Source organism: Bacillus sp. SCT118, assembly GCF_058566435.1.
Genome location: NZ_CP191225.1, coordinates 2,765,582 through 2,790,171 on the forward strand (window position 1 = coordinate 2,765,582; position 24,590 = coordinate 2,790,171).

The 24,590-nt window shown below is 43.7% G+C and carries 28 protein-coding genes and 1 pseudogene; 15 read left to right on the forward strand and 14 right to left on the reverse strand.

All coding sequences use genetic code 11. The features are described 5' to 3' along the window. Positions 1–105: 105 nt before the first annotated feature. The 3 genes from ACQVGT_RS14085 to ACQVGT_RS14095 form a co-directional block, all read right to left on the reverse strand. Complete coding sequence (locus tag ACQVGT_RS14085) at positions 106–1,284, reverse strand: NAD(P)/FAD-dependent oxidoreductase (RefSeq protein ID WP_015383407.1); 1,179 nt, start codon at positions 1,282–1,284, stop codon at positions 106–108. Between the two features lie 39 nt (positions 1,285–1,323). Continuing rightward, positions 1,324–1,746: a helical membrane plugin domain-containing protein gene (locus ACQVGT_RS14090; protein WP_003220510.1), complete on the reverse strand. Its 423-nt coding sequence runs from the start codon at positions 1,744–1,746 to the stop codon at positions 1,324–1,326. Positions 1,747–2,134: 388 nt separating this feature from the next. Next, positions 2,135–2,632 carry a cupin domain-containing protein gene (locus tag ACQVGT_RS14095; RefSeq protein WP_015383406.1) on the reverse strand — a complete coding sequence of 166 codons (498 nt, stop codon included), beginning with the start codon at positions 2,630–2,632 and terminating at the stop codon, positions 2,135–2,137. A 131-nt stretch (positions 2,633–2,763) separates the two neighbouring features. Between ACQVGT_RS14095 and ACQVGT_RS14100 the strand changes: the two genes are divergently transcribed. From ACQVGT_RS14100 to ACQVGT_RS14110, 3 genes are all read left to right on the forward strand, one after another. Beyond that, positions 2,764–3,738, forward strand: a complete 975-nt coding sequence (locus ACQVGT_RS14100; RefSeq protein WP_015483113.1) for a DMT family transporter — start codon at positions 2,764–2,766, stop codon at positions 3,736–3,738. Positions 3,739–3,857: 119 nt separating this feature from the next. Then, complete coding sequence (locus ACQVGT_RS14105) at positions 3,858–4,610, forward strand: ABC transporter ATP-binding protein (RefSeq protein WP_015483112.1); 753 nt, start codon at positions 3,858–3,860, stop codon at positions 4,608–4,610. Then, the gene (locus tag ACQVGT_RS14110; RefSeq protein ID WP_003232776.1) at positions 4,610–5,362 is read left to right on the forward strand and encodes an ABC transporter permease; all 753 of its coding nucleotides are present in this window, start codon (positions 4,610–4,612) and stop codon (positions 5,360–5,362) included. The genes ACQVGT_RS14105 and ACQVGT_RS14110 overlap by 1 nt, the downstream gene beginning before the upstream one ends. A gap of 45 nt (positions 5,363–5,407) precedes the next feature. Here the strand turns inward: ACQVGT_RS14110 and ACQVGT_RS14115 are convergent, their stop codons facing one another. Further along, positions 5,408–6,223 (reverse strand): uroporphyrinogen-III synthase, encoded by an 816-nt coding sequence (locus ACQVGT_RS14115; protein WP_015483111.1) that lies wholly within the window; start codon positions 6,221–6,223, stop codon positions 5,408–5,410. Positions 6,224–6,396: 173 nt separating this feature from the next. Here ACQVGT_RS14115 and ACQVGT_RS14120 point away from each other — a divergent pair, with 173 nt between their 5' ends. After that, positions 6,397–6,585, forward strand: a complete 189-nt coding sequence (locus ACQVGT_RS14120) for a DUF8096 family protein (protein WP_003232781.1) — start codon at positions 6,397–6,399, stop codon at positions 6,583–6,585. A 40-nt stretch (positions 6,586–6,625) separates the two neighbouring features. On the opposite strand, the gene ACQVGT_RS14125 is transcribed toward ACQVGT_RS14120, so the two are convergent. Both ACQVGT_RS14125 and yjiB read right to left on the reverse strand, forming a co-directional pair. Beyond that, positions 6,626–7,804, reverse strand: coding sequence for a glycosyltransferase (locus ACQVGT_RS14125; RefSeq protein WP_015383402.1), 1,179 nt, complete (start codon positions 7,802–7,804; stop codon positions 6,626–6,628). A gap of 22 nt (positions 7,805–7,826) precedes the next feature. Beyond that, positions 7,827–9,017: a monooxygenase YjiB gene (yjiB, locus tag ACQVGT_RS14130; protein WP_015383401.1), complete on the reverse strand. Its 1,191-nt coding sequence runs from the start codon at positions 9,015–9,017 to the stop codon at positions 7,827–7,829. A 390-nt stretch (positions 9,018–9,407) separates the two neighbouring features. On the opposite strand from yjiB, the gene ACQVGT_RS14135 reads away from it, so the two are divergent. Continuing rightward, the gene (locus tag ACQVGT_RS14135) at positions 9,408–9,686 is read left to right on the forward strand and encodes a hypothetical protein (RefSeq protein WP_003232791.1); all 279 of its coding nucleotides are present in this window, start codon (positions 9,408–9,410) and stop codon (positions 9,684–9,686) included. Positions 9,687–9,716: 30 nt separating this feature from the next. On the opposite strand, the pseudogene ACQVGT_RS14140 reads toward ACQVGT_RS14135, so the two are convergent. From ACQVGT_RS14140 to fdhF, 4 genes and pseudogenes are all read right to left on the reverse strand, one after another. Further along, positions 9,717–10,315, reverse strand: a pseudogene (locus ACQVGT_RS14140) (NUDIX hydrolase). A gap of 90 nt (positions 10,316–10,405) precedes the next feature. Then, positions 10,406–10,996 (reverse strand): DUF4352 domain-containing protein, encoded by a 591-nt coding sequence (locus ACQVGT_RS14145; protein ID WP_015383399.1) that lies wholly within the window; start codon positions 10,994–10,996, stop codon positions 10,406–10,408. 289 nt (positions 10,997–11,285) lie between these two features. Further along, positions 11,286–11,846 (reverse strand): helical membrane plugin domain-containing protein, encoded by a 561-nt coding sequence (locus tag ACQVGT_RS14150; RefSeq protein WP_003232799.1) that lies wholly within the window; start codon positions 11,844–11,846, stop codon positions 11,286–11,288. Next, positions 11,839–14,796 (reverse strand): formate dehydrogenase subunit alpha, encoded by a 2,958-nt coding sequence (gene fdhF / locus ACQVGT_RS14155; RefSeq protein WP_015483108.1) that lies wholly within the window; start codon positions 14,794–14,796, stop codon positions 11,839–11,841. Before fdhF ends, ACQVGT_RS14150 begins: the two co-directional genes overlap by 8 nt. A gap of 145 nt (positions 14,797–14,941) precedes the next feature. Between fdhF and ACQVGT_RS14160 the strand changes: the two genes are divergently transcribed. Continuing rightward, on the forward strand, positions 14,942–15,517 hold the full coding sequence (locus ACQVGT_RS14160) for a YjgB family protein (RefSeq protein ID WP_015383397.1): 576 nt from the start codon (positions 14,942–14,944) through the stop codon (positions 15,515–15,517). A gap of 101 nt (positions 15,518–15,618) precedes the next feature. Next, positions 15,619–16,017 (forward strand): ribosomal maturation YjgA family protein, encoded by a 399-nt coding sequence (locus tag ACQVGT_RS14165; RefSeq protein ID WP_041517813.1) that lies wholly within the window; start codon positions 15,619–15,621, stop codon positions 16,015–16,017. An 8-nt stretch (positions 16,018–16,025) separates the two neighbouring features. Here the strand turns inward: ACQVGT_RS14165 and ACQVGT_RS14170 are convergent, their stop codons facing one another. Next, positions 16,026–16,925, reverse strand: a complete 900-nt coding sequence (locus tag ACQVGT_RS14170) for a DUF2268 domain-containing putative Zn-dependent protease (RefSeq protein WP_015483107.1) — start codon at positions 16,923–16,925, stop codon at positions 16,026–16,028. Between the two features lie 126 nt (positions 16,926–17,051). Between ACQVGT_RS14170 and ACQVGT_RS14175 the strand changes: the two genes are divergently transcribed. Both ACQVGT_RS14175 and ACQVGT_RS14180 read left to right on the forward strand, forming a co-directional pair. Next, positions 17,052–17,219 carry a YjfB family protein gene (locus ACQVGT_RS14175; protein ID WP_014476499.1) on the forward strand — a complete coding sequence of 56 codons (168 nt, stop codon included), beginning with the start codon at positions 17,052–17,054 and terminating at the stop codon, positions 17,217–17,219. Positions 17,220–17,347: 128 nt separating this feature from the next. Further along, complete coding sequence (locus ACQVGT_RS14180; protein ID WP_015383395.1) at positions 17,348–17,821, forward strand: YjfA family protein; 474 nt, start codon at positions 17,348–17,350, stop codon at positions 17,819–17,821. A gap of 39 nt (positions 17,822–17,860) precedes the next feature. On the opposite strand, the gene pdaC is transcribed toward ACQVGT_RS14180, so the two are convergent. Further along, positions 17,861–19,264 carry a peptidoglycan-N-acetylmuramic acid deacetylase PdaC gene (gene pdaC, locus ACQVGT_RS14185; RefSeq protein ID WP_015483106.1) on the reverse strand — a complete coding sequence of 468 codons (1,404 nt, stop codon included), beginning with the start codon at positions 19,262–19,264 and terminating at the stop codon, positions 17,861–17,863. A 253-nt stretch (positions 19,265–19,517) separates the two neighbouring features. Here pdaC and cotT point away from each other — a divergent pair, with 253 nt between their 5' ends. The 4 genes from cotT (at position 19,518) to ACQVGT_RS14205 (ending at position 22,173) form a co-directional block, all read left to right on the forward strand. Then, positions 19,518–19,751, forward strand: coding sequence for a spore coat protein CotT (gene cotT, locus ACQVGT_RS14190; RefSeq protein WP_014479515.1), 234 nt, complete (start codon positions 19,518–19,520; stop codon positions 19,749–19,751). Between the two features lie 111 nt (positions 19,752–19,862). Then, positions 19,863–20,864: a heme o synthase gene (gene cyoE, locus ACQVGT_RS14195; protein WP_174616633.1), complete on the forward strand. Its 1,002-nt coding sequence runs from the start codon at positions 19,863–19,865 to the stop codon at positions 20,862–20,864. Between the two features lie 619 nt (positions 20,865–21,483). Then, complete coding sequence (locus ACQVGT_RS14200; protein ID WP_003232822.1) at positions 21,484–21,813, forward strand: YjdJ family protein; 330 nt, start codon at positions 21,484–21,486, stop codon at positions 21,811–21,813. A 165-nt stretch (positions 21,814–21,978) separates the two neighbouring features. Beyond that, positions 21,979–22,173 carry a DUF4177 domain-containing protein gene (locus ACQVGT_RS14205; RefSeq protein WP_003232825.1) on the forward strand — a complete coding sequence of 65 codons (195 nt, stop codon included), beginning with the start codon at positions 21,979–21,981 and terminating at the stop codon, positions 22,171–22,173. 40 nt (positions 22,174–22,213) lie between these two features. On the opposite strand, the gene ybaK is transcribed toward ACQVGT_RS14205, so the two are convergent. Continuing rightward, a complete protein-coding gene (gene ybaK, locus ACQVGT_RS14210) occupies positions 22,214–22,693 on the reverse strand; it encodes a Cys-tRNA(Pro) deacylase (protein WP_015483105.1) in 480 nt (159 codons plus the stop codon). Between the two features lie 228 nt (positions 22,694–22,921). Between ybaK and ACQVGT_RS14215 the strand changes: the two genes are divergently transcribed. After that, a complete protein-coding gene (locus ACQVGT_RS14215) occupies positions 22,922–23,317 on the forward strand; it encodes a hypothetical protein (protein WP_009967031.1) in 396 nt (131 codons plus the stop codon). A gap of 221 nt (positions 23,318–23,538) precedes the next feature. After that, on the forward strand, positions 23,539–24,045 hold the full coding sequence (locus tag ACQVGT_RS14220) for a GNAT family N-acetyltransferase (protein WP_015383392.1): 507 nt from the start codon (positions 23,539–23,541) through the stop codon (positions 24,043–24,045). 45 nt (positions 24,046–24,090) lie between these two features. Here ACQVGT_RS14220 and ACQVGT_RS14225 read toward each other — a convergent pair whose 3' ends face one another. Next, entirely contained in the window at positions 24,091–24,573 is a 483-nt protein-coding gene (locus ACQVGT_RS14225; protein ID WP_080030658.1) for a YjdF family protein, read from the reverse strand. Positions 24,574–24,590: the final 17 nt, after the last annotated feature.

Below are 24,590 nucleotides of genomic sequence, written 5' to 3' on the forward strand. Positions count from 1 at the left end.
TTTTTGAAAATGAAATGTTAACGTTGGCATATAAACAAAAAAAAGACATTGCCAGAAAGCACTCGGAAAGGAACGCTTTTGGCAATGTCAGATTCATAAAAAGGATTAGTAAGCCAGGCTGAAAAGTCCTTTAATGTGTGTTAAGTAGCGTACGTTACTTGCTTCTTTCATCAAGGAAGCAGGAAGACCTTTAAGCGGTGTAGAATTTGCACCAATGATGGCAACCGCGTCTTTGCGTCCAAGGCTTGCAAGTGTACCAGAGTTTACTGGCTTGAATGTTTCAAGCGTTTTGCCTTCCAGGTAAGCGAATAGGTTGTAACCGATCAGCTCACCCATTTGCCATGCGATTTGTGCAGTTGGCGGGTATGGACGGCCGTCTGCACCGAAGTAAACTGCGCTGTCTCCAGCAACGAATACATCTTCATGAGATGTAGATTGCAGGAAGTCATTTACAGTCGCGCGTCCGCGGTTCACTTCTAGGCCTGATTCACCGACTAATGGGTTACCTTGTACGCCGCCAGTCCAAACAAATGTGTTGGCAACAACTTTAGATCCGTCTTTCAGATCAATTACGTTTCCTTCTACATTTGTAACAGGAAGACCTGTTAAGAACTCAACGCCGCGTTTTTCAAGGCTTGCAGTCGCACGCTCGATAAGATCATCCGGAAGAACAGGAAGGATCTTCGGACCTGCTTCAACAAGTTTTAATTTGATTTCTTTATGGTCTACGCCGTATTTTTTCGCAAGGTTCGGCATGATGTCAGCAAGCTCACCAACAAGCTCAACACCTGTTAAGCCGCCGCCGCCGATAAGGATTGTTGCATCTGCTTCGTTTTTCGTTTTAGAGTACTCGCGCACACGATCTTCAACATGCTGGAAGACTTTGTTCGCATCAGCAGCAGATTTCAATACCATGCTGTTTTCTTCAAGACCTGGGATGCCGAAGTAAGCCGTTACAGAACCAAGACCTACAACAAGCGCATCGTAAGTTAATGTAGAACCGTCAGCAAGCGCAACTTCTTTTTTATCAACAGAGAAAGAGCTTACTTCCGCAATTTTAAGATCAATGTCTTTGCCTTTGAAAAGTTTTTCTAATGGCATTGCAACCGCTTTTTCAGACACGTTGCCTGCAGCAAGGCGGTGTAATTCCGTAATGATTTGGTGAGTAGGGTATTTGTTTACCACTGTCACGCGTGCTTGTTCTTTTGTGTAATGTTTGCGAACTGTTAGAGCAGAAAGAACTCCGCCATAACCAGCGCCTAGAATGACAATATGTTTTGACATCGTATATCCTCCGTCCTTTATATCAATTTGAATCTGAGATTATTTTTGGTTTTCGCGTTCGTTCATGACTTCAAGGTAGCTGTTAGCAAAACGGAACAGCTTTTGAGCTTGAGGATCTTTCAGCATGCGAAGAAGGCCGAAAAGTCCAATTGTTTCGTTGCTTGCTTCCGCGCGGTCTTTTGCTTCAATCGCAGTCGCAGCTACTTCTTTCGCTGTTTCTTTTACAGGCTCGAGAATTTCAGTGATCGCACCGACTGTGTCGCTCTTTAACACTTCGTCAGTCGCTACAGACTGAGCGAAATCATAAGACTTCGTTAAAATATTCACTAACTCAGTCAGCTTCGGAAGCTGGTCAACTAAAACAGTCAATGATTCTTGAACTTCTGGCTTTAATAGCTGATCAATAAGATCTTGCTGGCTTTGGCTGACAGACGCATTTGTTTGATCGATTGTTTCTGGCATATCCAATTCTCCTTTACTATAAGCAGTTTGCTGATTTTTTTGGAAAGGGTAGTGCCTCTCCCTGTCTCACGCTTTTAAGGCATAAGAATAAGGATTGTGAATTCGTGCACAATCATTTACAAAAATAAATGTTTACTACCCAGTTTTTCATCTTGCCATATTCAGTATTATTTTTATCTAAAAATAAACAATTGAATAAGTCAAAATCCTTTACTCTCTCTGAAAATAGCAAACACAAAAAACTCCAATTCGATTACCTTCTATATGATAACACTTTTTGAACAAAATTTGAACGTGAATTGCTTCGATTATGAAATTAATTTATATGGAGCTCATGTCATAACGTTTCTGCGGCACTAGTTATTGACAATCCAGCAATTTCTCCCCTTCACTTTACCCATATTTCCAATAGAGGCTCTCTTTTTCCTGTGATCGGATCATTCGCCGGCAACGCCGCCTGCCTAATCTGTTTGACCGCTTCCTCTCGCTCATTCGGCTTTCCCGTCTTCATATCATACTGAATGCCACCGGGATAGGCGCCAAGGACAGTAAAATCGGGGCTTGAGCTGAGCTTTTTATGTCCGACTCCGGCTGGAATCACGACTGCGTCGCCTGATTTGAAAGGGATGGCAGCCCCTTTTTCTCCCCCAAACTGAATCACAGCCTCTCCCCTAAGGGCAATCAGGACTTCATGCGTATTGCTGTGATAATGATGGTATGGAAAAACACTCCCTGACCAGCTGTTTGACCAGCCATGCCGGGTGACGATCCGCTCTGCCAGTCCGGTGTCCTTAAGCGCGTTTTGATACACCACGAGCGGAAAATCAGGGTGATTCGGAATCCTGCCGTCATCCGGAAAGAAGTATGTCTGTGTCTCTCTTTCCATCAATTTCACCTCCCTTTTTTGTCTTCCACATATAGTGGTTTATAAAACATGATGTTTTTCTCATGATTCCATTGATCTGCATGATACCGAATAGTATAGTATAAAAAAATAATGCCAGAATGAGGGATATCATGAAAGCTATCGTTATCGGAATATTGGCTTCACTCTTTTTCGCCGTTACCTTTATATTAAACAGAGCGATGGAGTTATCAGGAGGCAGCTGGCTTTGGAGCTCTTCGCTGCGCTTTATTTTTATGGTGCCGTTTTTATGTTTGATTGTCATCCTGAGAGGGACATTCACGCCTCTCTTACTAGAGATGAGGAAAAAGCCGTTTTATTGGATCAAATGGAGCTTCGTTGGCTTCGTGCTTTTTTACGCGCCGATTACATTTGCGGCTGCATACGGTCCGGGGTGGCTCATAGCCGGAACCTGGCAAATTACCATTGTAGCCGGGGTGCTCTTATCTCCTTTGTTTTATGTCAAACAAGATATGCCGGGCGGTCCGCAGCTCGTTCGCCAAAAGATTCCCCTGGTTTCACTTGGCACTTCCATGATCATCCTGATTGGAGCGGCTCTGATTCAGCTTCAGCATGCAGAGTCGCTTTCTGGGAGGATGCTGCTTTTCAGTGTGCTGCCGGTTGTCATTGCGGCTTTTGCCTATCCGTTAGGAAACAGGAGAATGCTTGAAGAATACGGAGGCCGGCTTGATACATTTCAGCGCGTGCTTGGAATGACATTGGCAAGCCTTCCATTCTGGCTTATATTAGCAGCTTACGGCTGGTGGTCAGATGGCCTTCCATCAGCAAGTCAAACCGTTCAATCCTTTATCGTTGCCATCAGCTCAGGCATCATTGCGACGGTTTTATTTTTCTGGGCCACTGATATGGTAAGAGACAATCCGCAAAAACTCGCAGCTGTTGAAGCCACTCAATCCGGTGAAGTGATTTTCGCGCTGCTTGGTGAAATTGTTCTGCTGTCAGGCGTTTTCCCATCTCTTTTATCATTTGCCGGTTTATTCATTATAATAGCGGGGATGATGTTACATACCTTCGCTTCACAGCCGAGAAAACCGAAAAAGAAAGCACAGTCAAATCTGACTGCGTAGCATCTGCAGGAGAATGGGTGAAAGCCTGTTCTCCTTTATTTGTGCTACCAAAAGGGATCTGTTTCACGTTATAGTTAAATATAATGTCAGCCTACTTATATTGAAAGGTGATTATTGTAATGGAAGCAAACGATCAAACACAAAACATACCAGCCATCTCCTTCAGATCAGTCAGAAAAAGCTATAAACAAGATGGACAAACCTATGATGTGCTGCAGGATATCACCGGAGACATTCAACAGGGTGCAATCGTAGCCGTTTTAGGTCCTTCCGGCTCAGGCAAAAGCACCCTCCTTTCTATGTGTAATTTAATGAGAACGCCTGACAGCGGCGAAGTCAAAATATATGGAAAGGAAATCAGAGAATGGAATGTCAATGAGCTGAGGCGAACGGCAGCCCTCGCATTTCAATCGGCTCCCGTGCTCGACGGGACAGTGCGTGACAATTTAAATCTTGTACAAAGGCTGCATCAATCCCAGCTGTACTCTCCTGAAAAGCTGGCTTCTCTTGCAGGGCTGCCACCAGTGCTGTTAGACAGAAGCGCCAGAGACTTATCGGGCGGGCAGCGGCAAAGGCTGTCACTGGCCAGAACGCTCTCAAATCCTTCCTCCATTCTATTGTTGGACGAAATCACGTCGGCCTTGGATCCGGTTTCTGCTCTTGAGATTGAAGAACTGATCAAACGTCAGCATCAAGAGAAAAAATGGACAGTCATGTGGGTCACTCATAATATGGAGCAGGCAAAACGAGTAGCCGATACCATTTGGTTTATGGCAGAAGGCCGGCTGCTTGAAATCGCTGAAACCGAAACATTTTTCTCCGCTCCGCAGCATGAAGCAGCGAAAGATTTTTTGAAGGGTGGGACTCGGTAATGGATTACCTTTCTCTCTCTTTAACGATGATCTTTGTTTTGATCGCCTTGTTTTTATCAAAATCCTTTAAAGCAGGTGTAGAAAAAGACATGATCATCGCCACCATCCGGGCCGCAGTGCAGCTGCTTATCATCGGTTATGTTTTGTCGCTGATTTTTCGCGGAGACCACCCTGTTTTTATCCTGCTGATGGTGCTGTTAATGCTCGCGGTGGCGGCGCAAAATGTCATCAAGCGAAAGAAAAATACAATCGGTTCGTTTTGGAGGGTGTTTGCCGCGTTAGCAATCGTAGAAATTGTGACACAGGGAATTCTGCTGTCTCTTCATATCATTCCGCTTACGGCACGATATGTCATTCCGATCAGCGGGATGGTCATCGGAAATTCGATGGTGCTCTCAAGTTTGTTTCTAAACCGGCTCAACTCAGAAGTCGGCGTTCGCAAAGAAGAAATTCAATTAATATTGTCACTTGGCGGCACACCGAAGCAATCCATACAGCGCATTCTTACGTCAGCGATGAAAATGAGTATGATCCCGACGCTCGAAAGCCAGAAAACACTGGGTCTTGTTCAGCTTCCCGGCATGATGACAGGCCAGATTCTAGCCGGCGCGGATCCGATTCAGGCAGTACGCTTTCAACTCTTAATCGTGTTTACAACGATGGCTTCAGCCGCGCTGACTTGTGTAATCTTAAGCGTGCTGACATACCCATCATTATTCACCGTTCATCAGCAGCTGAAGCAGAATGAATGACAGACAAAAGCCGCTTTCCAAGGGAAAAGCGGCTTTTTGTACTTGTTATTCCTTTTCTTCATAATACTTGGCCAGCTCAACAATCATCGCACCCATCCGCTCAATCTCTGGCGCAAGCAGTCTCGTAATGCCCTCTTCCCGCAGTGCTTCAGCAGTCACTTTTCCGACAGCAGCTGCGATGGCACGTTCTTCGAATACCTTCTTCACTTCATTGATATAACCTCGCCCCTTAGCAAAATCAAACAGGGAACGAACCTGAATGGCCGTTGTAAAACAAACGGCATCGATCTCACCGTTCATCAGCTCTCGGCATAACCGCTCCACCGTTTCCTCCTCCGGCGGGATGTGCTGATAAGGCAGAATCGGCAGGACAGACGCGCCTTTTTCTTCAAGAAATGCCATGAGAGCCGGCGCTTTTTCGCCATGAAGCTGTACCATGACTGTTTTTCCTGAAAAGTCGTGAGGCTCCAAAGAACGGATTAAGCCTCTTGTTGTCCCGTCTTCATCCGAAGCTTCCGGTGTGATCCCAAGCTTTTTCAGCGCAGACAGCGTTTTGTATCCCCTGCATGCCGCTTTCGCTTGGCGAATGGCCTGCAGAAACTCATCTTTCAGTCCAATTTTCTCTGCCATATCGACAAGAGTCTCCAACCCGATGCCTGTCGTGAAAATAACCCAGTCAGCTTTTTTTCCCTCCACAAACGTCCGCAAATCCGGCTCCACCTGCTTCTCTGATAAGTAAACTGTACCTTGGAGAGGCCGGATGACAGGTATTCCGCCCTGTTTTTCAATGATTGTACTGATTTCTTCCGTTTTTCGTGAGCCACCGATTGCCACGCGTTTTCCAAGTAACCCTTTTCCCATACCCGTTTCCTCTCCTCTTTGCATAGGCTTTTTATGTATATAAGCTTAATAAAGCTATTTTGGCGCAAACCAAGGGAGAAATCAAGATAAACCAAAACCCCTAAAATCCATTGAATACGCCGGAAGCTTGCTGTAAGATAAACAGCAGACACGTCTTGTAACGGAGGTACGACATGGAAACAAAAAAAGAAGAATATGAAACAAAAGGCTACGATACATCGATCGTTTACGAATTCAATGAATATCCGGACGCCCGCAGCGGGCGCTGCGACAACTGTGATTACACACTGTTCAAAAGCTCTGTAAAAGGCGGAAAATTTCTTAGAGAATGCCGGAGATGCGGGATGAAAAAAAATATTTAAACAGAAAACCGAAATCAATTTGATTTCGGTTTTTATGTTTTTACTGCGGGACAGCGGATTTTTTCATAAACGCTTCAATCTCAGCTGCCGCACGCTCCGCTCCGCCAGCTTCTTTTACATCCTTTTGCATATTCTTGACGCGGCTGAGCAGCTCTTGAGCACTGGATACAGCCTGAACCGCTTCCTGTAGGCTGGAAACAGTCACTTCCTCTTTTGGCAAATAAACGCCAAGGCCTAATTCATCAACCCGATTTGCAGTGAGCTCTTGCTCATACATTTGCGGAATGACGACAAGCGGCACACCTGCGTTCATCGCTTCCATCGTACTGTTCATCCCGCCATGAGAGATGAACAAATCAGCTTTCTCTAACACCTCAAGCTGCGGCACACTTTGGCGAATGGTAAAGTTAGCAGGAATATCCTCCAAGCTTTCTGGATCAATCGTTTTCCCAACCGACATGATCACTTGCCATGAAGAATCCCGAAATGCCTTGATGCACATCTTGTAAAATTCCGGCCATGCGTTAAACGCCGTACCCAAAGAAATCAGCATAAGCGGGCGATCATCCTTGTCAATCAACAGGCTTTCTTTCTCCTTCCGGTCTCCGAGGGAGGGGCCGACAAAACAGAAACGGTCATCGAACGTCTCATGCTGAATCTGAAAAGACTTCGGCATAAAGACAATATTTAATGCTTCCGGCACAGCTAACTGTTCAAATGAAACAGCCGGCAACTTCTCTTGCTCCAAGTAGGCTTTAAATTCAGCCTCTGCTTCTCTTATTTTTTTCAGCATGTCTTCATTTCCTAACTGAAAGGATTCATTTTGGGCATATGACGAACAGAGCTTAATGACCGGAACATTAAGCTTTTCAGCAAACAATTTTCCAGCCAGCGCAACAAAATCATAGATGATCAGATCAGGCTGATCATCCTTATATAACTCCTCAAGCTGCGGCAGAATGCTGAGTGATTCTTTTAAAAGGCTGAGGGGCGCGTCATCCTTTTCCATCATCTCCCTGATTTGCTTAGGATCAATATTCAAGGATGTATGATAGATCAATGCCTCGCCACCGGCTTGCTGAACAGCGGGCGCAAACTCCTCAGTCGTCGCGTACGTGACACGATGCCCTTTCTCACAAAGCTTCTCTACTAAAGCAAGCGTAGGATTGACATGTCCGTACGCCGGGATATTGATCATTGAAATATGGTACTTTTTCATGAATCTCCAGTCTCCTTATCTATTACATTTTCACACGGAAGCTCTTTAATCCGTATATCACACTGTTTTCAATCGGAGTGATACTGACGCACTCCATATGAGGAAAAGCAGAAATCAAAGACGTTAACGCGATATTTGCTTCAAGACGGGCAAGCGGAGCCCCAAGGCAAAAATGGATGCCATGGCCAAACGCAATATGCGGGTTGGGATGGCGGCGGATATCAAACATGTGCGGTCTGTCAAACTTTGCTTCATCACGATTTGCCGATGCCACAAACGCCAAAACCATATCACCTTCTTTAATCAGGTGCCCCCCGATCTTCGTATCCCGCTTGGCAATGCGCCTCAAAACCGGGGCCGGCGCTCTGAAACGCAAGGCTTCCTCCACTGCCTGAGGCATCAGTTCAGGATGGCTGCGCAGTTCCTCGTAAACGCCTGGCGTTTCTAATATGCTGTACATCGCATTTGAAATCAGGTTTGTAGTGGTTTCATTTCCGGCCACCAGCAGCAGCGTGCAAAACGGAATCAGCTCTTCACCGGACAGCTTCTTGCCGGTTTCTTCCGCTTCCACTAAAATAGAAATAATATCCTGTGCCGGTTTGTTTCGCTTTTCTTCTATGATGCCGGCAAAAAACGCAGCCAGTTCTTCCTCACACTTATCTCGTTCTTCCAAAAAGGCTTTTTCAGCTTCTTCACTTTTATCCTTCGGTGTACTGACCAGAAGATCAGACCATGCTTTAAACTGATCCATATGCTTTGAAGGCACTCCCAGCAGCTCAGATATCACAATAACCGGAAGCGGGTATGAAAAATCGTGCACAAGGTCAAACTCACTACGCTCCTGAAATTTTTGAATCAGTTCATCTGTGATTTCTTGAATTCTCGGTTCCCATTGCTTCATCACACGCGGAGTGAAGGCTTTATTCACGACTGAACGGATTTTTGTATGCTTCGGCGGGTCCATGTTAATGATGGAATTTCCAATAGAGCTTGTCTGCTGCGGCATGTAACTGGAAAACAGCTCTTTATCCCCAACAACTTTTTTGACATCATCATAAAGAAAAACGCTCCACACTTGGTTTTCTTCATCAAAGGAAACAGGCGCATCCGCTCTCATCGATTCGTACCATGGAAATGGATGATACGCATCCTGTTTGTTTTTCCCATTGAGCAGCGCTCGCTGCAAGGCTTGCCGGCGGTTTAACACATTCATGTATGGTCACTCCCCTTGAAAGAATTCAGCAATTAATGTTCCACTTCACCTCCCGCTTTCGAAAAAGAGAGGGACTACCACAAATAATCAAATTGATAACAGCAGGCAGGCGATCACGATGTTCGATGCAGGCATCATATATTCCCCCTCGAATTTCGTTCATCTTACCATAATCTTTCAATTTTTTTCTATTCTGCACTGCTGTTTTGGCTCACAACGTGACCTTAGGCATAAGCACGCAAATCCAATATGGATTCAATTGCACCGCTCCGCTCAAAAAACGTCTCTGTTTTCAACCAAATGCACTAACTCCAAAAATGACTTTCCCATTATGTAAAATAAGCTGATTCTATGATTAAATAGAAGGTAAAAGGTGAAGGAGAGAACAACGTGGCAGCACAGACTGATTACAAAAAACAAGTTGTCGGCATCCTACTTTCACTTGCATTCGTACTGTTTGTGTTCTCTTTTTCTGAGAGACATGAAAAACCGCTTGTTGAGGGAAAAAAACAGGAAAACTGGCATACTGTCGTCGACAAAGCCTCTGTCAAAATTTACGGCAGCCGATTAGTTGAAGAAAACAAATTAAAGCAAAAACTCGGCCATAAACAAGCCGATTCTATTTTGACCCTTCTGAAACTCGCCAACGAAAAACACATTACATTATAAAAAAGAAAGAGCCCATAGGCTCTTTCTTTTTTAGTCAAATATCGTTTTCTTGTCCGGATGGCGCAAAAAGTCAAGGATGTGTTTCGTTTAGGAGAAAGCGGCGGGAGGCTGTCTTCCGGAAAAAAAGCGGTATGATTCGTCTCGATCCCTGTTTCCCCCTGCCCGCCCGTCATGCTGCATGCGATGAAGATTTTATAATAGTGATAAGGCTGAGGGGGATGGGAGTGTTTATGGCTGTCTAGCACGGCCAGCAATCGAGACGGCTCTGTATCATACCCCGACTCTTCTTTGATTTCCTTGACGACGTTTTCACCTGGCGATAAACCAATCTCGCAAAAACCACCCGGCAGCGACCACAGCTCATCATGCTTCTCCCGGACAAGCAAAATCTGATTCTCTCGGAATACTGCGCCGCGCACATCCGCTTTCGGTGTCGGATAGCCGCTCTCCCCATTCCATAAATCAGTGATGACTTCAATGTCCTTCTCCGAGTAATCCGCCATCATTTCCGCGCTGAGCTTCATTAGCTCTTCGTACCTCTCCCTGTCATACACATCCTTGGAAAAAGCCAGCCCCGCTTGGGCGATTGCCCGAATCCGCTGTGCCCGTTCCAGCCATTTGGTTTGCATAATCGATCACCTCACTACCATTTTATACCATAAGTCTTTAAAATAAAAAAAGCATGCTCCGATCTACCGGTGACATGCTCAAAAGATACCTTAATTCAATTTTACCAAATATGTAATATCCTCTGTTTCAAAATTTAAAAATGATGGATTATATGATAGAGTAAGGTTTTTTTCTCCTTTTGGAATCACAAAACTGACTGTGCCTGATACCTTTTTACCCGAGGCTAACTTCCCTGATTTTAGGCTTGTTTTCAGGTCAGCAGTAGATACAATGTTTGCTCTGATCGTTTGATCCTTGCTGTCTTTCAATTCAAAACCGCCATTCGTATAATTGAAAGGCTTGTCGCTTGTATTTTCGATCGTTACCTCAGCTATTAAAAATTCTTCCTTTTGATTTATTGTTTTTTCTTTATCTCCTATTTTCGCCTTATATTCACCTTGTTCTGCCGTCGTATATACTTTATTGACCGAGAAATTTGTGCTGGAAGCTTTAAAAGTTTCGCCTACTTTATGCACCTTTTCATCCGTTTTGGTTTCGTTTTTCCCCTCTGTTTTCTTTTCCGTTGCTGTTGCTTCTTTCTTTGCTGTCTTTTGCTCAGCTGACGCATCACTTGACTTGCTGCACGCAGAAAGCGCAAAGCCAATCGCTAGCACAAACAAAATGAATAATGCTTTTTTCATTGCTGTTCCTCCATCTAAAGTAATCGTTTTCTATTATAATCACGCTTTTCCTTTTCTTAACAGAGAACAAAGTAACAAATTACTCTATCATTTCCATTCTATTATAGGTCAGCCAATGATATAGATATCTATCCTCTACTGAAAAAATACTGGACGGGCCTATGCTGTCATATCATTTTTCCAAAATCAAAGCTACTTTGTCTTGTTTCTAAATTAGATCTTTCATCCCAGTTCCTAAGACTCACCTCACAAAAAAACCCGAGCTGGCTGAAGCCGCTCGGGTGGGAGGTCAATCTCGCTTATTCATTCCTCTTTTCTCTCGAGGTTCCTGATGATGTTTTTGGTGTTCCGGAGGCTGCGTCGTGCGTTCCAGCTCCTTTGTATCTTGTCCCATTCCTTTTAAAAAGGAAAAGAGCAGTGTAATTGATTTGTTGATTTCCGGGTCTTTTAGCGAGCGGATAATATCAAAATAACCTGTCTTTTCTTCGCTGTTTTTCTGCTCTACAGCGCTTGCCACACCCGCATTCACTTTCAAAATGAGAGGCTCCAGCTGCTTCACGTCCAGCATGCCGAGTGTCCCAAACAGAAGAAGCAGATTTTTCAGCGTATTGGCTGTTTCCTCTGTATCTGCCTTTTTCACCAGGATATCAAGAACTTTATCCCCTTGGCCAAAAAGGCCGCGGAGCAACGGCAGGACACCGCGCTCGTTCATATGGCCCAGCATATGCAATGTTTCGAGAATCGCTTCTTTGTGGTCAATTAGAGCATCTTCAATTTCCCGCAAATCACGCTTTCGCTGATCCTCCTCGGTTACCTCGATTTTTTGGATTCGTTTAATCGCTTTAGCCATTATGGCCCATCCCCCTTTTCACAGCGTCACCAGGGAAAATATAATCCTTCCGCGCCCATTTCTTTTGAACCTGCACACCGATTTGCGGCTGCGGATTGCCGTTGCGGTGGTTGATCTTAGGCATCGGGCTGATTCCGTCGTGCTTCAAAATTTCCATCTTGGCCGATGTTTCTTTGTAAGCAGGCGTATCGGTATCCTTATCGGCATGGCTGCCTGTTAACAGGTTGATCGCCGCTTCCCCTGAATCGTTCATTGGCAGATATACTTCCTTCCCTTTGACTCGATCAGTAATCAGGCACTTCACTTTGACATTTCCGAAAGGCGATGTGAGTCTGACGAGGGTTCCGTCCTGAATCCCTCGTTCTGCCGCAAGCTCAGGAGAAATTTCTAAGAACACTTCCGGTGTTTTCTCCGAAATCCCTTTTGATTTGTAAGTCAGATTCCCTTCGTGGAAATGCTCCAAGAGCCGCCCATTGTTGACATGGATATCATATTCCTCACCGAATTCCTCAGGCTCTGTCCACTGGACAGGGTAGAGAATGGCCTTGCCGTCAGGGAAAGGGAAGCGCTCTGTAAAGAGTAAAGGCGAATCCTTTCCATCAGCGTTTACAGGCCATTGCAGGGAATTATAGCCTTCAAGACGTTCATAGGTGACACCGGCATAAATCGGCGACAGCTTGGCTGCTTCCTCCATAATGTCTGCAGGATGCTCATAGTGCCAGCCGGCGCCAAGCTTATTGGCAACCTCCATAATAATCTGCCAATCCGGCTTTGATTCGCCCAGCGGTTCAAATACCTGATACAAACGCTGAATCCGGCGTTCTGTGTTTGTAAAGGTTCCTTCTTTTTCAAGGCTTGGGCTCGCAGGAAGAACCACATCAGCAAACTCCGCTGTACGTGAAAGGAAAATGTCCTGCACCACAAAGAAATCAAGCTTTTCATATGCGGCGTGTACATGATTGATGTTGGAATCCACCAGGCCCATTTCTTCACCTTTTACATACATCGCTTTCAGCTGTCCGGAATGGATTTTTTCAATCATTTCGTGGTTGGTCATACCCGGCTCCTTCGGCAGCGGCACGCCCCACGCCCGCTCGTATTTTTGGCGGACTTGTTCGTCCGTCACTTTTTCATAGCCCGGCATTCTGTCAGGCATGCTTCCGAAGTCACTTGCTCCCTGCACATTGTTATGGCCGCGCAATGGGTAAGAACCTGCTCCCGGTTTTCCGTAGTTTCCTGTCACAAGCAGCAGATTAGATATCGCCGTGCTCGTGTCGCTTCCTCCAATGTGCTGTGTCACGCCCATCGCCCACAATGCGCACACACTGTCAGCTTGCCCGATCATCTCTGCCATTTGGATAAGGGTTTCTCGATCAATCCCGGTTTTCTCCTCGGCATATTCAAGTGTGTACGGCGCGAGGCTTTTTACATATTCATCCCGTCCGTTCACTCTTTCTCTCAAAAATCGTTCATCGGCCTTGCCGTTTTCTATTAAATATTTGGCGATCGCATTCAGCCAGACGATATCCGATCCGGCACGCGGCTGGACAAATAAATCGGAGCGTTCTGCCATTTCGTGTTTTCTGATATCCACGACGATCACTTTCTGCCCTCTTAGCTTATGAGCCCGTTTAATGCGAGTGGATAAGACTGGATGCGACTCAGACGTGTTCGAACCGATAATCAAAACAAGGTCCGCTTGCGCGATATCTGTAATTGATCCTGAATCACCGCCATAGCCGACTGTCCGGAACAGGCCGGCAGTCGCAGGAGATTGGCAATAGCGAGAGCAGTTGTCCACATTATTTGTGCCAATGACCCCTCTGGCCAGCTTTTGCATAAGATAGGATTCTTCATTTGTACATTTAGAAGATGTAATAAAAGCGAGAGAATCCGGGCCAAACGCCTCTTTTAATTCCGTGAACTTGCTGGCGATCAGCGATAACGCCTCCTCCCACTCTGCTTCACGGAAATGGTCACCTTCACGGATCAGCGGCTTTGTCAGGCGTTCTTCGCTGTTAACGAAATCCCAGCCGAACTTGCCTTTCACACAAGTAGAAATGCCGTTGGCTGGCGCTTCCTCCTGCGGCTCTACTTTCAGAATGTCTCTGCCCTTTGTCCAGACATCAAAGCTGCAGCCGACGCCGCAATACGTGCAGACGGTTTTCGTTTTTTTGATTCGTTCATCACGCATGGCGGATTCCATATCAGAAATGGCGAGAATCGAGCCGTAGCCTGTCTCTACGCCTTTCGTGATCTCGATCATCGGTCGCAGCGTTTCGTTATTGATGCCTGTTAAATATCCGGCTTCCCCTTCCATTCCTTTTTCCATCATCGCGTTGCACGGACAGACCGTTGAACAATGGCCGCATGACACACATGACGACTCATTGATCGGCACGTCGTTATCCCAAATGACGCGCGGGCGTTCCCGCTCCCAGTCAATGGTCAGCGTTTCAGTTACCTGAACGTCCTGGCATGCTTCAACACAGCGCCCGCACAAAATACATTGATCTGGATCATACCGATAAAACGGATGGGATTCATCCTTATGGTATGGCTTGTGATCAAACGGAATGCTTTGGTGATTGATTTTCATTTCCTTCACCGTATTATGTATTTCGCATCCCCCATTGTTGTAATCGCAAACTGTACAATAAAGCTCATGATTATATAAAATCTTGTCCATCCCGATGACTTGCGCTTTTTTCACGTCAGGCGAGAGCGTATCAATGATATCCCCATCCTTTAATTCAGCGGAGCACGACCTCTTCAGCTCACCATTGATGCTGACGATGCACGTATCACATGTTTCAATCGGCCCTAAGCTTGGATGATAGCAAACTTGCGGCACTTCAATCGAGCTGTTATTCAAAAGCTGCAGCACCGTCTGTTCCTCGGACGCTTCCATTTCAACGCCGTTTATTGTGATTGTTTTCTTGCCAGCCATCTCCATTCCCCTTTCTTGCTTTATATACCGAATTACCTATTTCAGTTCCCTTACAACAACTCAATAAAACATACAAAGCGCACTCACATGTTTTATTGCACAAACACAGGGAAACGGAATGGTAGATCAATAAGGAGGGATCAACATGAAAAAGACAATGTCTGCTATTACCGCGGCGGCAGCAATAACAAGCTGTTTTACAGGCTTTGGGGCTGCGTCCTTTTCAGCACCGGCAAAGGCCGCAGCTCAAACAAACACGCTCTCCGAAAACACGAATCAATCAGCCGCCGAGCTTGTCAAAAACCTCTATAACACCGCCTATAAAGGGGAAATGCCTCAGCAGGCGCAAGGCCTTACCATTAACAAAAGCACAAAAGGCGATGTCCATGCTGCGTTTGGGGAACCGGAAAGACCAGTCGGGGGAGACAATCGATTTGATTTATATCACTGGAATATGGGACAGCCGGGCTACGGATTTGCCTATCATAAAGACATGACAATTTCAGAAATCCGCTACTTTGGAACCGGGGTGGAACGGCAGCAGAATTTAGGCGGAGTTACGCCGGAAGTGCTGCAGAAGCAATTAGGACCAGCAAATCGGGTGTTAACCGTCCCGTTTACCGATGAAATCGATTATGTATATGATACAGGCCGCTATGAACTCCATTTTGTAATAGGCACGGATCAGACAGCCGACCATGTAAACCTAAAAGCAAAATAAACACCCTACGCGGCTATTCAGCCGCTTTTTTTAGTGGACAAATAAAAGCTATATTCCTTACAATACAGGGAGATGAAACAGAGACGGGGTATCAATTCGCAATGAAGCGAAATCGTTGGATATATGTAGTTTTCACCATACTGATCATTGGGCTGGGGCTTGGATCCAGAGCATTCTCCAGTGTTCTTCCTGATACCCTCAATACTTATCTGGGAGACTCGTTGTGGGCCGCCATGATCTTTACGGGATGCGGATTTCTATTTCGGAAGCTGAAGACAATGATAACGGGCATTATCAGTCTTTCTTTCTGTTTTGTCATTGAATTCAGCCAGCTCTATCATGCCGAATGGATCGACCAGATTAGGGATACTTCTCTTGGCGGACTTGTACTGGGGTACGGTTTTTTATGGAGCGATATCGAAGCATATACAATCGGAATTGCCGCCTGTGCCGCCATAGAACTGCTGGTTTTGGGAATCAAAAAGCGCCGCTGTATGTGACGCTTTTTTCATGTAGAAAACAGCCTGCATTGAGAAAGAATGGTCTTCGCATCCAAACGTGTGGCCTCGCTTATCGTGATATGATGTTGATTCATAAATGACTGAACGGCATGATATCCAACCGCATAACCTGCAAAAGCCGATAAACCTGCAGGCTTAAAGCCTTGGTCGTTAGCAATTGGATCACCAAACATATAACGGCTGACTTCCGAAAATCCTTTCACATCCAGCACCTCATTAATCACATCAATGGAATATTGCAAATCCTCATGATCAAAACGAGTTACCCAAGGGCCCAATCGTTCCGTACCAAACAGCTCTCTGGCGAATGAATCCGCCAATCCTTCAATCACAAGATAATCCCCGACACTTACAGAGCCATGATGAAAATCTATATACGAAAACCGCACATTATGATGAAACTCATGAGCAATAATTGAAGGAATCCTTGGCAGGTTATAACGGTTCGGATCAATCCATACATGAACAAAGTCCGGTATCCCGCCAAACCCGCAGTAGCCTTTTTGCAGCTGAAGTTTATTTGGATCAGCGATATAAAGGCCGAATTTGATCTCCTCTGCATTCACCCGCAGCTGTTCGCGCTCAGCAAAAAATATGCATTGCAAAAGTGCAGATTCAGCTGTCTCTGAAACATATGATTCTTTCAGTATTTGCAGTGCTTTCTGGCCGCTTTCAGCATCACGGACATCCAAATAGCCCAGCATTTTCGCAGCCATGATCACATCATAGCCGTTTGGCTCCTTCGCTTTCAGCGGAACTTGGATGGCGGTCCACATCCTTTCAAACGGCCTCATCATCGTATACCGAAATTCATCTTCTCTTTTCTGTTCTTCCATTGAAAACAGCTTTTCGTATTGCTCAAAGGTCTTTTCCATTACAAGATTCATCCTGATTCCCTCCTTGTCAAAAACATACGATATGCCGCAGCGTAAGGGTCAACAGCGAAAATTAAGCCATTTTTCACTGTAAAATGATACAAAGCCGCCGATAGGTAAGGCATAGGAGGTGGAACGATGGATATTCCTGCTTTATCAGTTGCGATGCATCAAGCATCCCTTGCCCAGAATGTTAATATCGCTTTAACGAAAAAAATGCTGGACACCGCCCAGCAAAATGCCGATCAAACCTTAAAGATGATTCAGCATCCGACTCTCGGACAAACTATTGATGTAAAAGCTTAACCTCACACCAAAGGCGGCCAATAACTCCATCCTCCCGGCCGCCTTTATTGTTCACAAAAAAGCATGCATGTTTTGATTGTTCCTCCGTATGATTTATTGTTTGCCATATTAAGGAGGTCATAAAGGATATGAAAAGACTGTTTACGAAGGCTTTATTGATGTTATTCGCAGTAGTATTTGTTTTTGCCGTCAAAGGAGTACCCGCCAATGCGGAAACCCATGCCTACGATGGAAAAAGCCCTTATTACAATGATTGTGCGTCCAGCGGCTCTACAAAAAAATCCTCAAACTTAGTGAATGCCAGCAATCAAGTCATCGGAGTAGTCGAGCTTAAATTCAGCAGTACATGTAAAACGGCTTGGGCAAAAATCACGATGAATAATACATTGACGTCTGGCTTTGAAGCAAATGCGGAGATTACCCGGAACACGGACGGAAAGAGATATAATTGTGATTCTGCAGGCGGCAATGGAAAAGCGGTGGCCGGCCAAAAGTCTTGCTATACACCGATGGTATATGATTTAGATCCAAGGACTTCTTACGCTTTCGGCAAGTATTCAGGACCAAACTTAAATGTTTGGGCCACCACAGGCTCTTATTAAATAGAAAAAAGGCTGTCCGTACGGACAGCCTTTTTTAATTTATTTCGATTCTCTTTGTTTTTTAACCTCTTCAAGCTGAGAAACTGTCACCAATTGATAGCCTTGATCGGTGAGCTTTTTCATAATTTCATCGGCCGCATCAGCAGAGGTGCGGTAAATATCGTGAATCAAAATGGTTCTTCCATCTCTCGCCTGATTCATGACACGGTCAACAATTGTTTTTTTGTTACGGTCTTTCCAATCTTCCGGGTCAACATCCCATAACGCAACATCCATTTTCATTTGACTCCGCAGTTCATCATTAATGCCGCCGTATGGGGGTCTTACAAGCGTCGGACGGTATCCGCTTATTTTTTCAATGATGTCTTGCGTATCATTGATCTGCTTTAACGCTTCTTTCACTGAAAGCCTTGTGAGAAGCGGATGGCTCCATGAATGGTTCCCCACCTCATTTCCTTCTTTCAGCATTCTTATTAGCGTTTCCGGATAATATTGAACCCTGCTCCCCAAAACAAAAAACGTGGCATGACCCTTATATTTCTTCAAGGAGTCTAGAATCTGATTTGTTGTCGCAGGATTCGGGCCGTCGTCGAAAGTAAGCGCAATGACTTTTTGATTTGGATCAACCGTTTCCTCTTTGGGTAAAGAAATCACTTCATGCTTCGGCTTTTGTTCTTTGATTTTATTTTTATTTTTTGCTTTATCAATATATTGTTCTTTCAGAATGTCTTTTAAAAGACTTTTTTTAATGGCAATCGATTGCTCTCCAAGATAGCCTGCTGCAACCTGATATGTGTCAAAGTAAAGTTCGATATAATCCTCCTTGATGGCAAAGCGGCTGAAATTTTCTTTTTTCGGAGCCGTCCCTTCCTTTAACAGTGCATCGTCCGCTGCAATGTCCTTATTCTTTTTCAGCTCATGATAAGCGATTAACGAAAGCTTATGTAAGTAGTCAGCGTCCTCTTTGAAAATATCATCAATGGAAAGAAACGCTTGTTTACTAAAATCATAGTTAAACGTTTTTTTCACGGTTTGCCCGTGTGCCCCGCCGATGTATTTATATTCATTAAATACAATCGCCACTGTCTGTTTGGCATAATGGACAATTTTATAATCAACATTTAATTCGTTGCGTTTTGTCGTATGCTCTTGGTCAACGTCTTTTGTTTCCTTTTGAAATTGACGAACCTCTTTTTCTGCGAATCTTTTTAATGCCGAATCCATTTTTTCATTTTTGAAAACGGGATAGTTAACCGCGTAATTAAAAGTTTTCCCGTCATTCACAAGCGTTGCGATCTCAACATTCCCATATTGAGAATCAGTTCTTACTTTATTCATGACCGTTTCTTTTTTCAATGAATGATTATGGAAAAAGCCGATAAGGCCCACCACACATACAACTGCTATTAATACATGAAACCATTTGATTCTTTTTGCTAACAACAAAAACTCCTTCTTTCGTAGCCATTTCGATTTACTCTTCATCAGTTGGAACTGTATCTATTTAGAAATGTTCTTGTAACATTGTAGTAACATTTATTTCACATTTGTAATACTATGAGATTTAGAAGTTCATGTCAATCCTTTTTAAGGAATTTCATCATAAAAAAAACCGAGTTTCATGAATGTACATACACCCAACTTAAGCATCAGGAATATGGTAAAAGGAATAAAAAAAGCTAGGGAGGTTTTCCTCTTGGATTACCCTTTGAATGAACAGCCATTTGAACAAATTACCCCTTATGATGAAAGACAGCCTTATTATTATCCGCGTCCGAGACGGCCATTTTATCCGCCTTATTATTATCCGTTCTACCCGTTTTATCCGCGCCCGCCTTATTACTACCCGCGCCCGCGACCGCCTTACTACCCTTGGTACGGTTACGGCGGCGGTTATGGCGGAGGATATGGCGGAGGTTACGGTTACTAGTCGCCGCATATCAAAATGGGGGCAGTCCAGCTCCCCATTTTTTTATTTTAAAAATGACAATATCATGACAAATATAGGAAATAATTGTGATTCCGTCCCCCTCTTGTTACGATAACAAAAGCATGCAGTTTTAGGGGGAGGCGTCTATTTTTGGAGAATACAAGAGATTCTGCAGCCATATCTGAAACAAAATACATAAAAGCTTCGAACCGGGTAACCATTTACGATTTTATCAAACTTGCAAAACCCGGCATTATCATATCAAACTCGATAGCAGCCTTCGGCGGATTTTGGATCGCGTTTGCAAGCGCAGAAAAAACGTTAACCGGAATGGCTTTTTTGATGACAATGGTGACAGCAATGTTGGGAACCGCGTTTGTGATGGCTTCCGGCACTGTCTATAACAACTATTTTGATCGGCATATGGACGCAAAAATGGCACGCACTCGCAGCAGGGCCTCGGTCACAGGGAAAATGCCGCCAGCCATGATCTTAACATATGGCTCTGTTTTAGGAATCGCAGGTCTTGCCATGCTTTATTCCCTCAATCCATTAACGGCCTTTCTCGGACTGGCCGCCTTTATTTTTTATGCGATCATCTATACGGTATGGGTGAAACGAACGTCTGTGTGGAGCACATTTGTCGGGAGCTTTCCAGGTGCTGCGCCGCCATTGATGGGGTATTGTGCCGTAACCGGTGACCTCAGTATGACAGCAGTGCTGTTGTACACGATTATGTTTCTGTGGCAGCCGCCGCATTTTTGGGCGATTGGGATAAGACGCAAAGAGGAATATCGTGCCGCTGGCGTTCCGCTCTTGCCAGTAGTCAAAGGCAACCATGTAACAAAAATAAAAATGATGCAATATATTGCCGTCCTGGTGCCGGTCACGCTATTATTTCCTTTCTCTCTCGGCACCGGCCATATAAGCCCATTTTATTTCTTAGCCGCCTTGGTTCTCGGAGGCATATGGATCAAAAAAAGCATCAAAGGATTCAAAACAGACGATGACGTGAAGTGGGCAAAGGATATGTTTGTCTACTCGCTTATTTATTTTTGCTTGCTGTTCTTCATCATGATGATCGATTCATTTATGATGTTTCTGATCAGATGATGCAAAAAGAGCCACACATTAATGTGACTCTTTTTTATTTGAAAAAACAGCATCTAATAGAAATGTCACGGCAAAAAACACAGCCATGCAAATCAAAAATCGTATAATCTCACTCAAAATCCAGCTATCAGCTATGCGCATACCATCAGTTTCTCGAAGGGTTGCGCATATTGAAAAAATCATGAGTATGTTTTTTAGGGTTTCTTTATTCATAAAATACCATCGCTTTCTCGATAGGATGACTTAAAGGCAATGAGATAAGTCATAAAGATATAAAATGTGTCGCATCGTTGCATGTTTTGATTGAAAGAAATCATTGTTTTTTTGCCAGCCAATTGTAAAGCTCAGGCAAACAGATGAAAACCGTTTCTGTGAAAAAGCAGATCTAATCGAATGCTTCTATACTCTCTCCACAAATAAAAAATGCTAAGAAATACATTTGTTTCTCTAATCTATAAACCCGCATTCTTTTTCCATCATCAGGTATTATAAGCCAAAAACAAACAAAAAAATAGACTTGCGTTTGAGTTGCATGAAAGTGAAATTGCAAGAATAACCCATACGGTGATAATATATTGTTTGATTTTCCCATATTCATAGATCTGGAGGTCATACAAAAGTGAAGGGAATATTTTTAGTTGTTCAGCTTGGATTTTCTATTATGGTATTTCTGTTTTTAGCTGCTGTTAATTGGTATCAAGGAAGCGAGCTTGTTTCAGATCGATTTGATTGGAACTATACTGCTAAACTCTCAAAACTGCTAAATGGAATTGATGCCGTCAGCAGCCCCAAACAAATTTCACAGCTTGATTTTTTCATCTACTCCGCTAAACATTACCCTGTTATGAGTGCGTTAATGATCATCTCCTTCTTATATGTTCTGGCCGCTCTTTTTTTACTTATATACTCAGTCAAATGCAATAAGCAAGAGATTCATTTGGACTGCTGACCCGGTGACATTCGTTTTATAGCCCCTTAACTCTTTCCAGATGCATACAGGCAGCTGGCATAAATGTATTTGTTTTAGTGAGGGAAATATACTTTCGGCTCTTAACCTAGGTTTTCGGAACTTCTTGCTCCATTTTACGTATACCTTATTAGGAGGGATTAAACGATGAAAGAATATGAATTCGTAAGAGTTGAGCTGAGTACGATGAGAAGAAGACCTAAAGAAGACTACCAGCAAATCATCCATGATTATGCAAAAAGAGGCTGGAGATTTGTTCAGATTTTCGCTCCCAGTATAGATGGGTATGGGGCAGCTGCTTATTTTGAAATCATATTTGAAAGAGATGCAGAAAAAGCTTAATCGATATGACTAAGCTTTTTCGTTTCCCCTATATCTGCATCTATACAATTTCTGCAAATGCGGCATCACATGATTTGGCTAAATCTTGTGGCGCCAACTTTAGCTGCATACCGATTTTCCCTGCACTGACAATGATAAAATCAAGCGTTTCTGCAGATGCATCAATATAGGTCGGGAACAATTTTTTCATGCCAATTGGCGAGCAGCCGCCGCGAAGATAGCCAGTTACCGCTAATAGCTCCTTCATTGCAATCATTTCTATTTTCTTTTCCCCTGTCACCTTTGCTGCCTTTTTTACATCTAACTCTTCTGCAACGGGTACAACAAAGACATAATAATGATTTGTTCCTGCTGCTGCCACCAACGTTTTATATACAAATTTCAAAGGATAACCGATTTTTTCCGCAACAGAGATGCCATCTACAGGCTGGCCGTCTGTTTTATACCCTAATAACTCATAAGAGATGTTCTGCTGTTCTATCAGACGAACCGCATTTGTTTTTGCTATTTTTTTCGCCATCGTTTTCACCCACTATCAAAATGATGTATGTCTAACTTCTTGCAGTAATATGTAAATTCTATCATCCTAACCTGCATTTTCAAGGTTACTAGCATTGAATCAACGAAAGGACAAATTGATTACCTTGGACGCCTATAGCCCATTATTAGTCTACATGGAACAAAACAGGAATGAACAAATAACTCCCACATACAATTTGTATGAATGGAAAATAAAGGAGTGGTTGCTTTGTATCATTACTTTTATGGCCCTGCGTTAATTCCTTACTTTTCACATACTCATAACCCTCAAAGAAGTCCAGACTTTTCAGAAAGACAGCGAAGAAGAGAAATCACATTGACTGTAGATGGCTTTGTCCCCCCATCTTCCACCGAAGATCTTGGAGACGGCTTTTATTCTTACGCATGGACGAACCAACAGGTCATCAATCCAGGTGAATACTTAGTTTGTCATCTTGAAGGAAGAGATATCAACGTGATAAATGGCGGGTTCACTCCGCGCGATACTGCTCCATTGTATGCGGTAGCAAGCTTTCCAAGACGAAGAAACCAATGGGTCATTATCATTCATAATCCTGTGCAAACCCAAAGAGCCATATCGCTTTATTTGATTGCGAAAAGGTAGCACAACATGTTATCAGAAACCCTGCATTCAGGAACAGAAAAAAAACGGGTAGGGACACATTAACATCGGCATTTTCCTACCCGTTTTTGGTCTGGGCAAACTCTTACCTGTCATCTTTCAATTCCCCTCAATTTCTTCATCTTTCTCTACTGCCAAGGTATCAGAGGAAATTGTTATATGTTATCATTATTCCCAGTAAAAAAGAAAAGAGGATTAGATATATGGTTCTCCTTGAAACGAATCGATTACGATTAAAAACGATTGATATTCCCCTTCTTGACGCCGCGTCTAAACAAGATCATCAGGGTATCAAAAACTTAGGTTATGAAACAAATGGTGAATGGCCAAATTCTGATTTTTTTGAAGCGATACCTTATTTCCGCGAGATTTTAGTCAAAAACAATGGAACAAAAGGATTTGATTCATGGATTATTGTAAAGAAGGACAGTCATGAAATTGTTGGGGGAACTGGATTTTTAGGTGAACCAGACGAAAATGGCATGATTGAAATCGGTTTTGCAACAAATAAAAGTCATCGCCGCAAAGGTTATTGTGTGGAAGCCGCCCAAAAACTAATAAACTGGGCATTAAGCCAAGAAACAGTAAACCGGATCACCGCAAGATGCGAACATGATAATCTAGGCTCACAAAAAACCTTGGAGAAGTTAGGGTTTATATTGGATCATAAATCAGCGGATTATAAACATTGGATATATGTTACAAAGTAGAGTTCTTAATTACAAAAGCAGGCACTGCGCCTGCTTTTGTTTGGATTATTTACCTCTGTGCTTCTTTTTCGCTTTTTGCTTTTTGAGCATATACCTTTGCTCTTTTACATGTTCTCGTTGTTCTTTCATTATTTGTTTTTTCTTTTGCTTTCTTGCTTCAAGCTCTAGCTTTATCGCCTCTTGAGCTTTAGAAGCTACTCCGGCGTTTTTCAACTCTTTTGAAACCTGGCGCTGCAATCTTTTTGGATTGATCTTTTTTTGACGTCTGCCTTGTAAACTCACTCCTTCCTGCTCAGCTTGGGCCATCATATTCAAAAGTTGGTTATGAACAAACTCTAATACTTCAGAATCCCTCGGCTCTTTGCCAAAAAGATGACGAAAGGCTCTTAGCTTTCCATTGTTCACAACTTCAACAACGCCTACCCAAAACTGACCATCGTAGTAAATCGTTAATTTCATAACGATTCCCTCCTCATAAAAGATATTAAAGAATGATGGACATCCCGAGGAGGGGAAGGTTACTGACATTCTCAATCATGCATCCG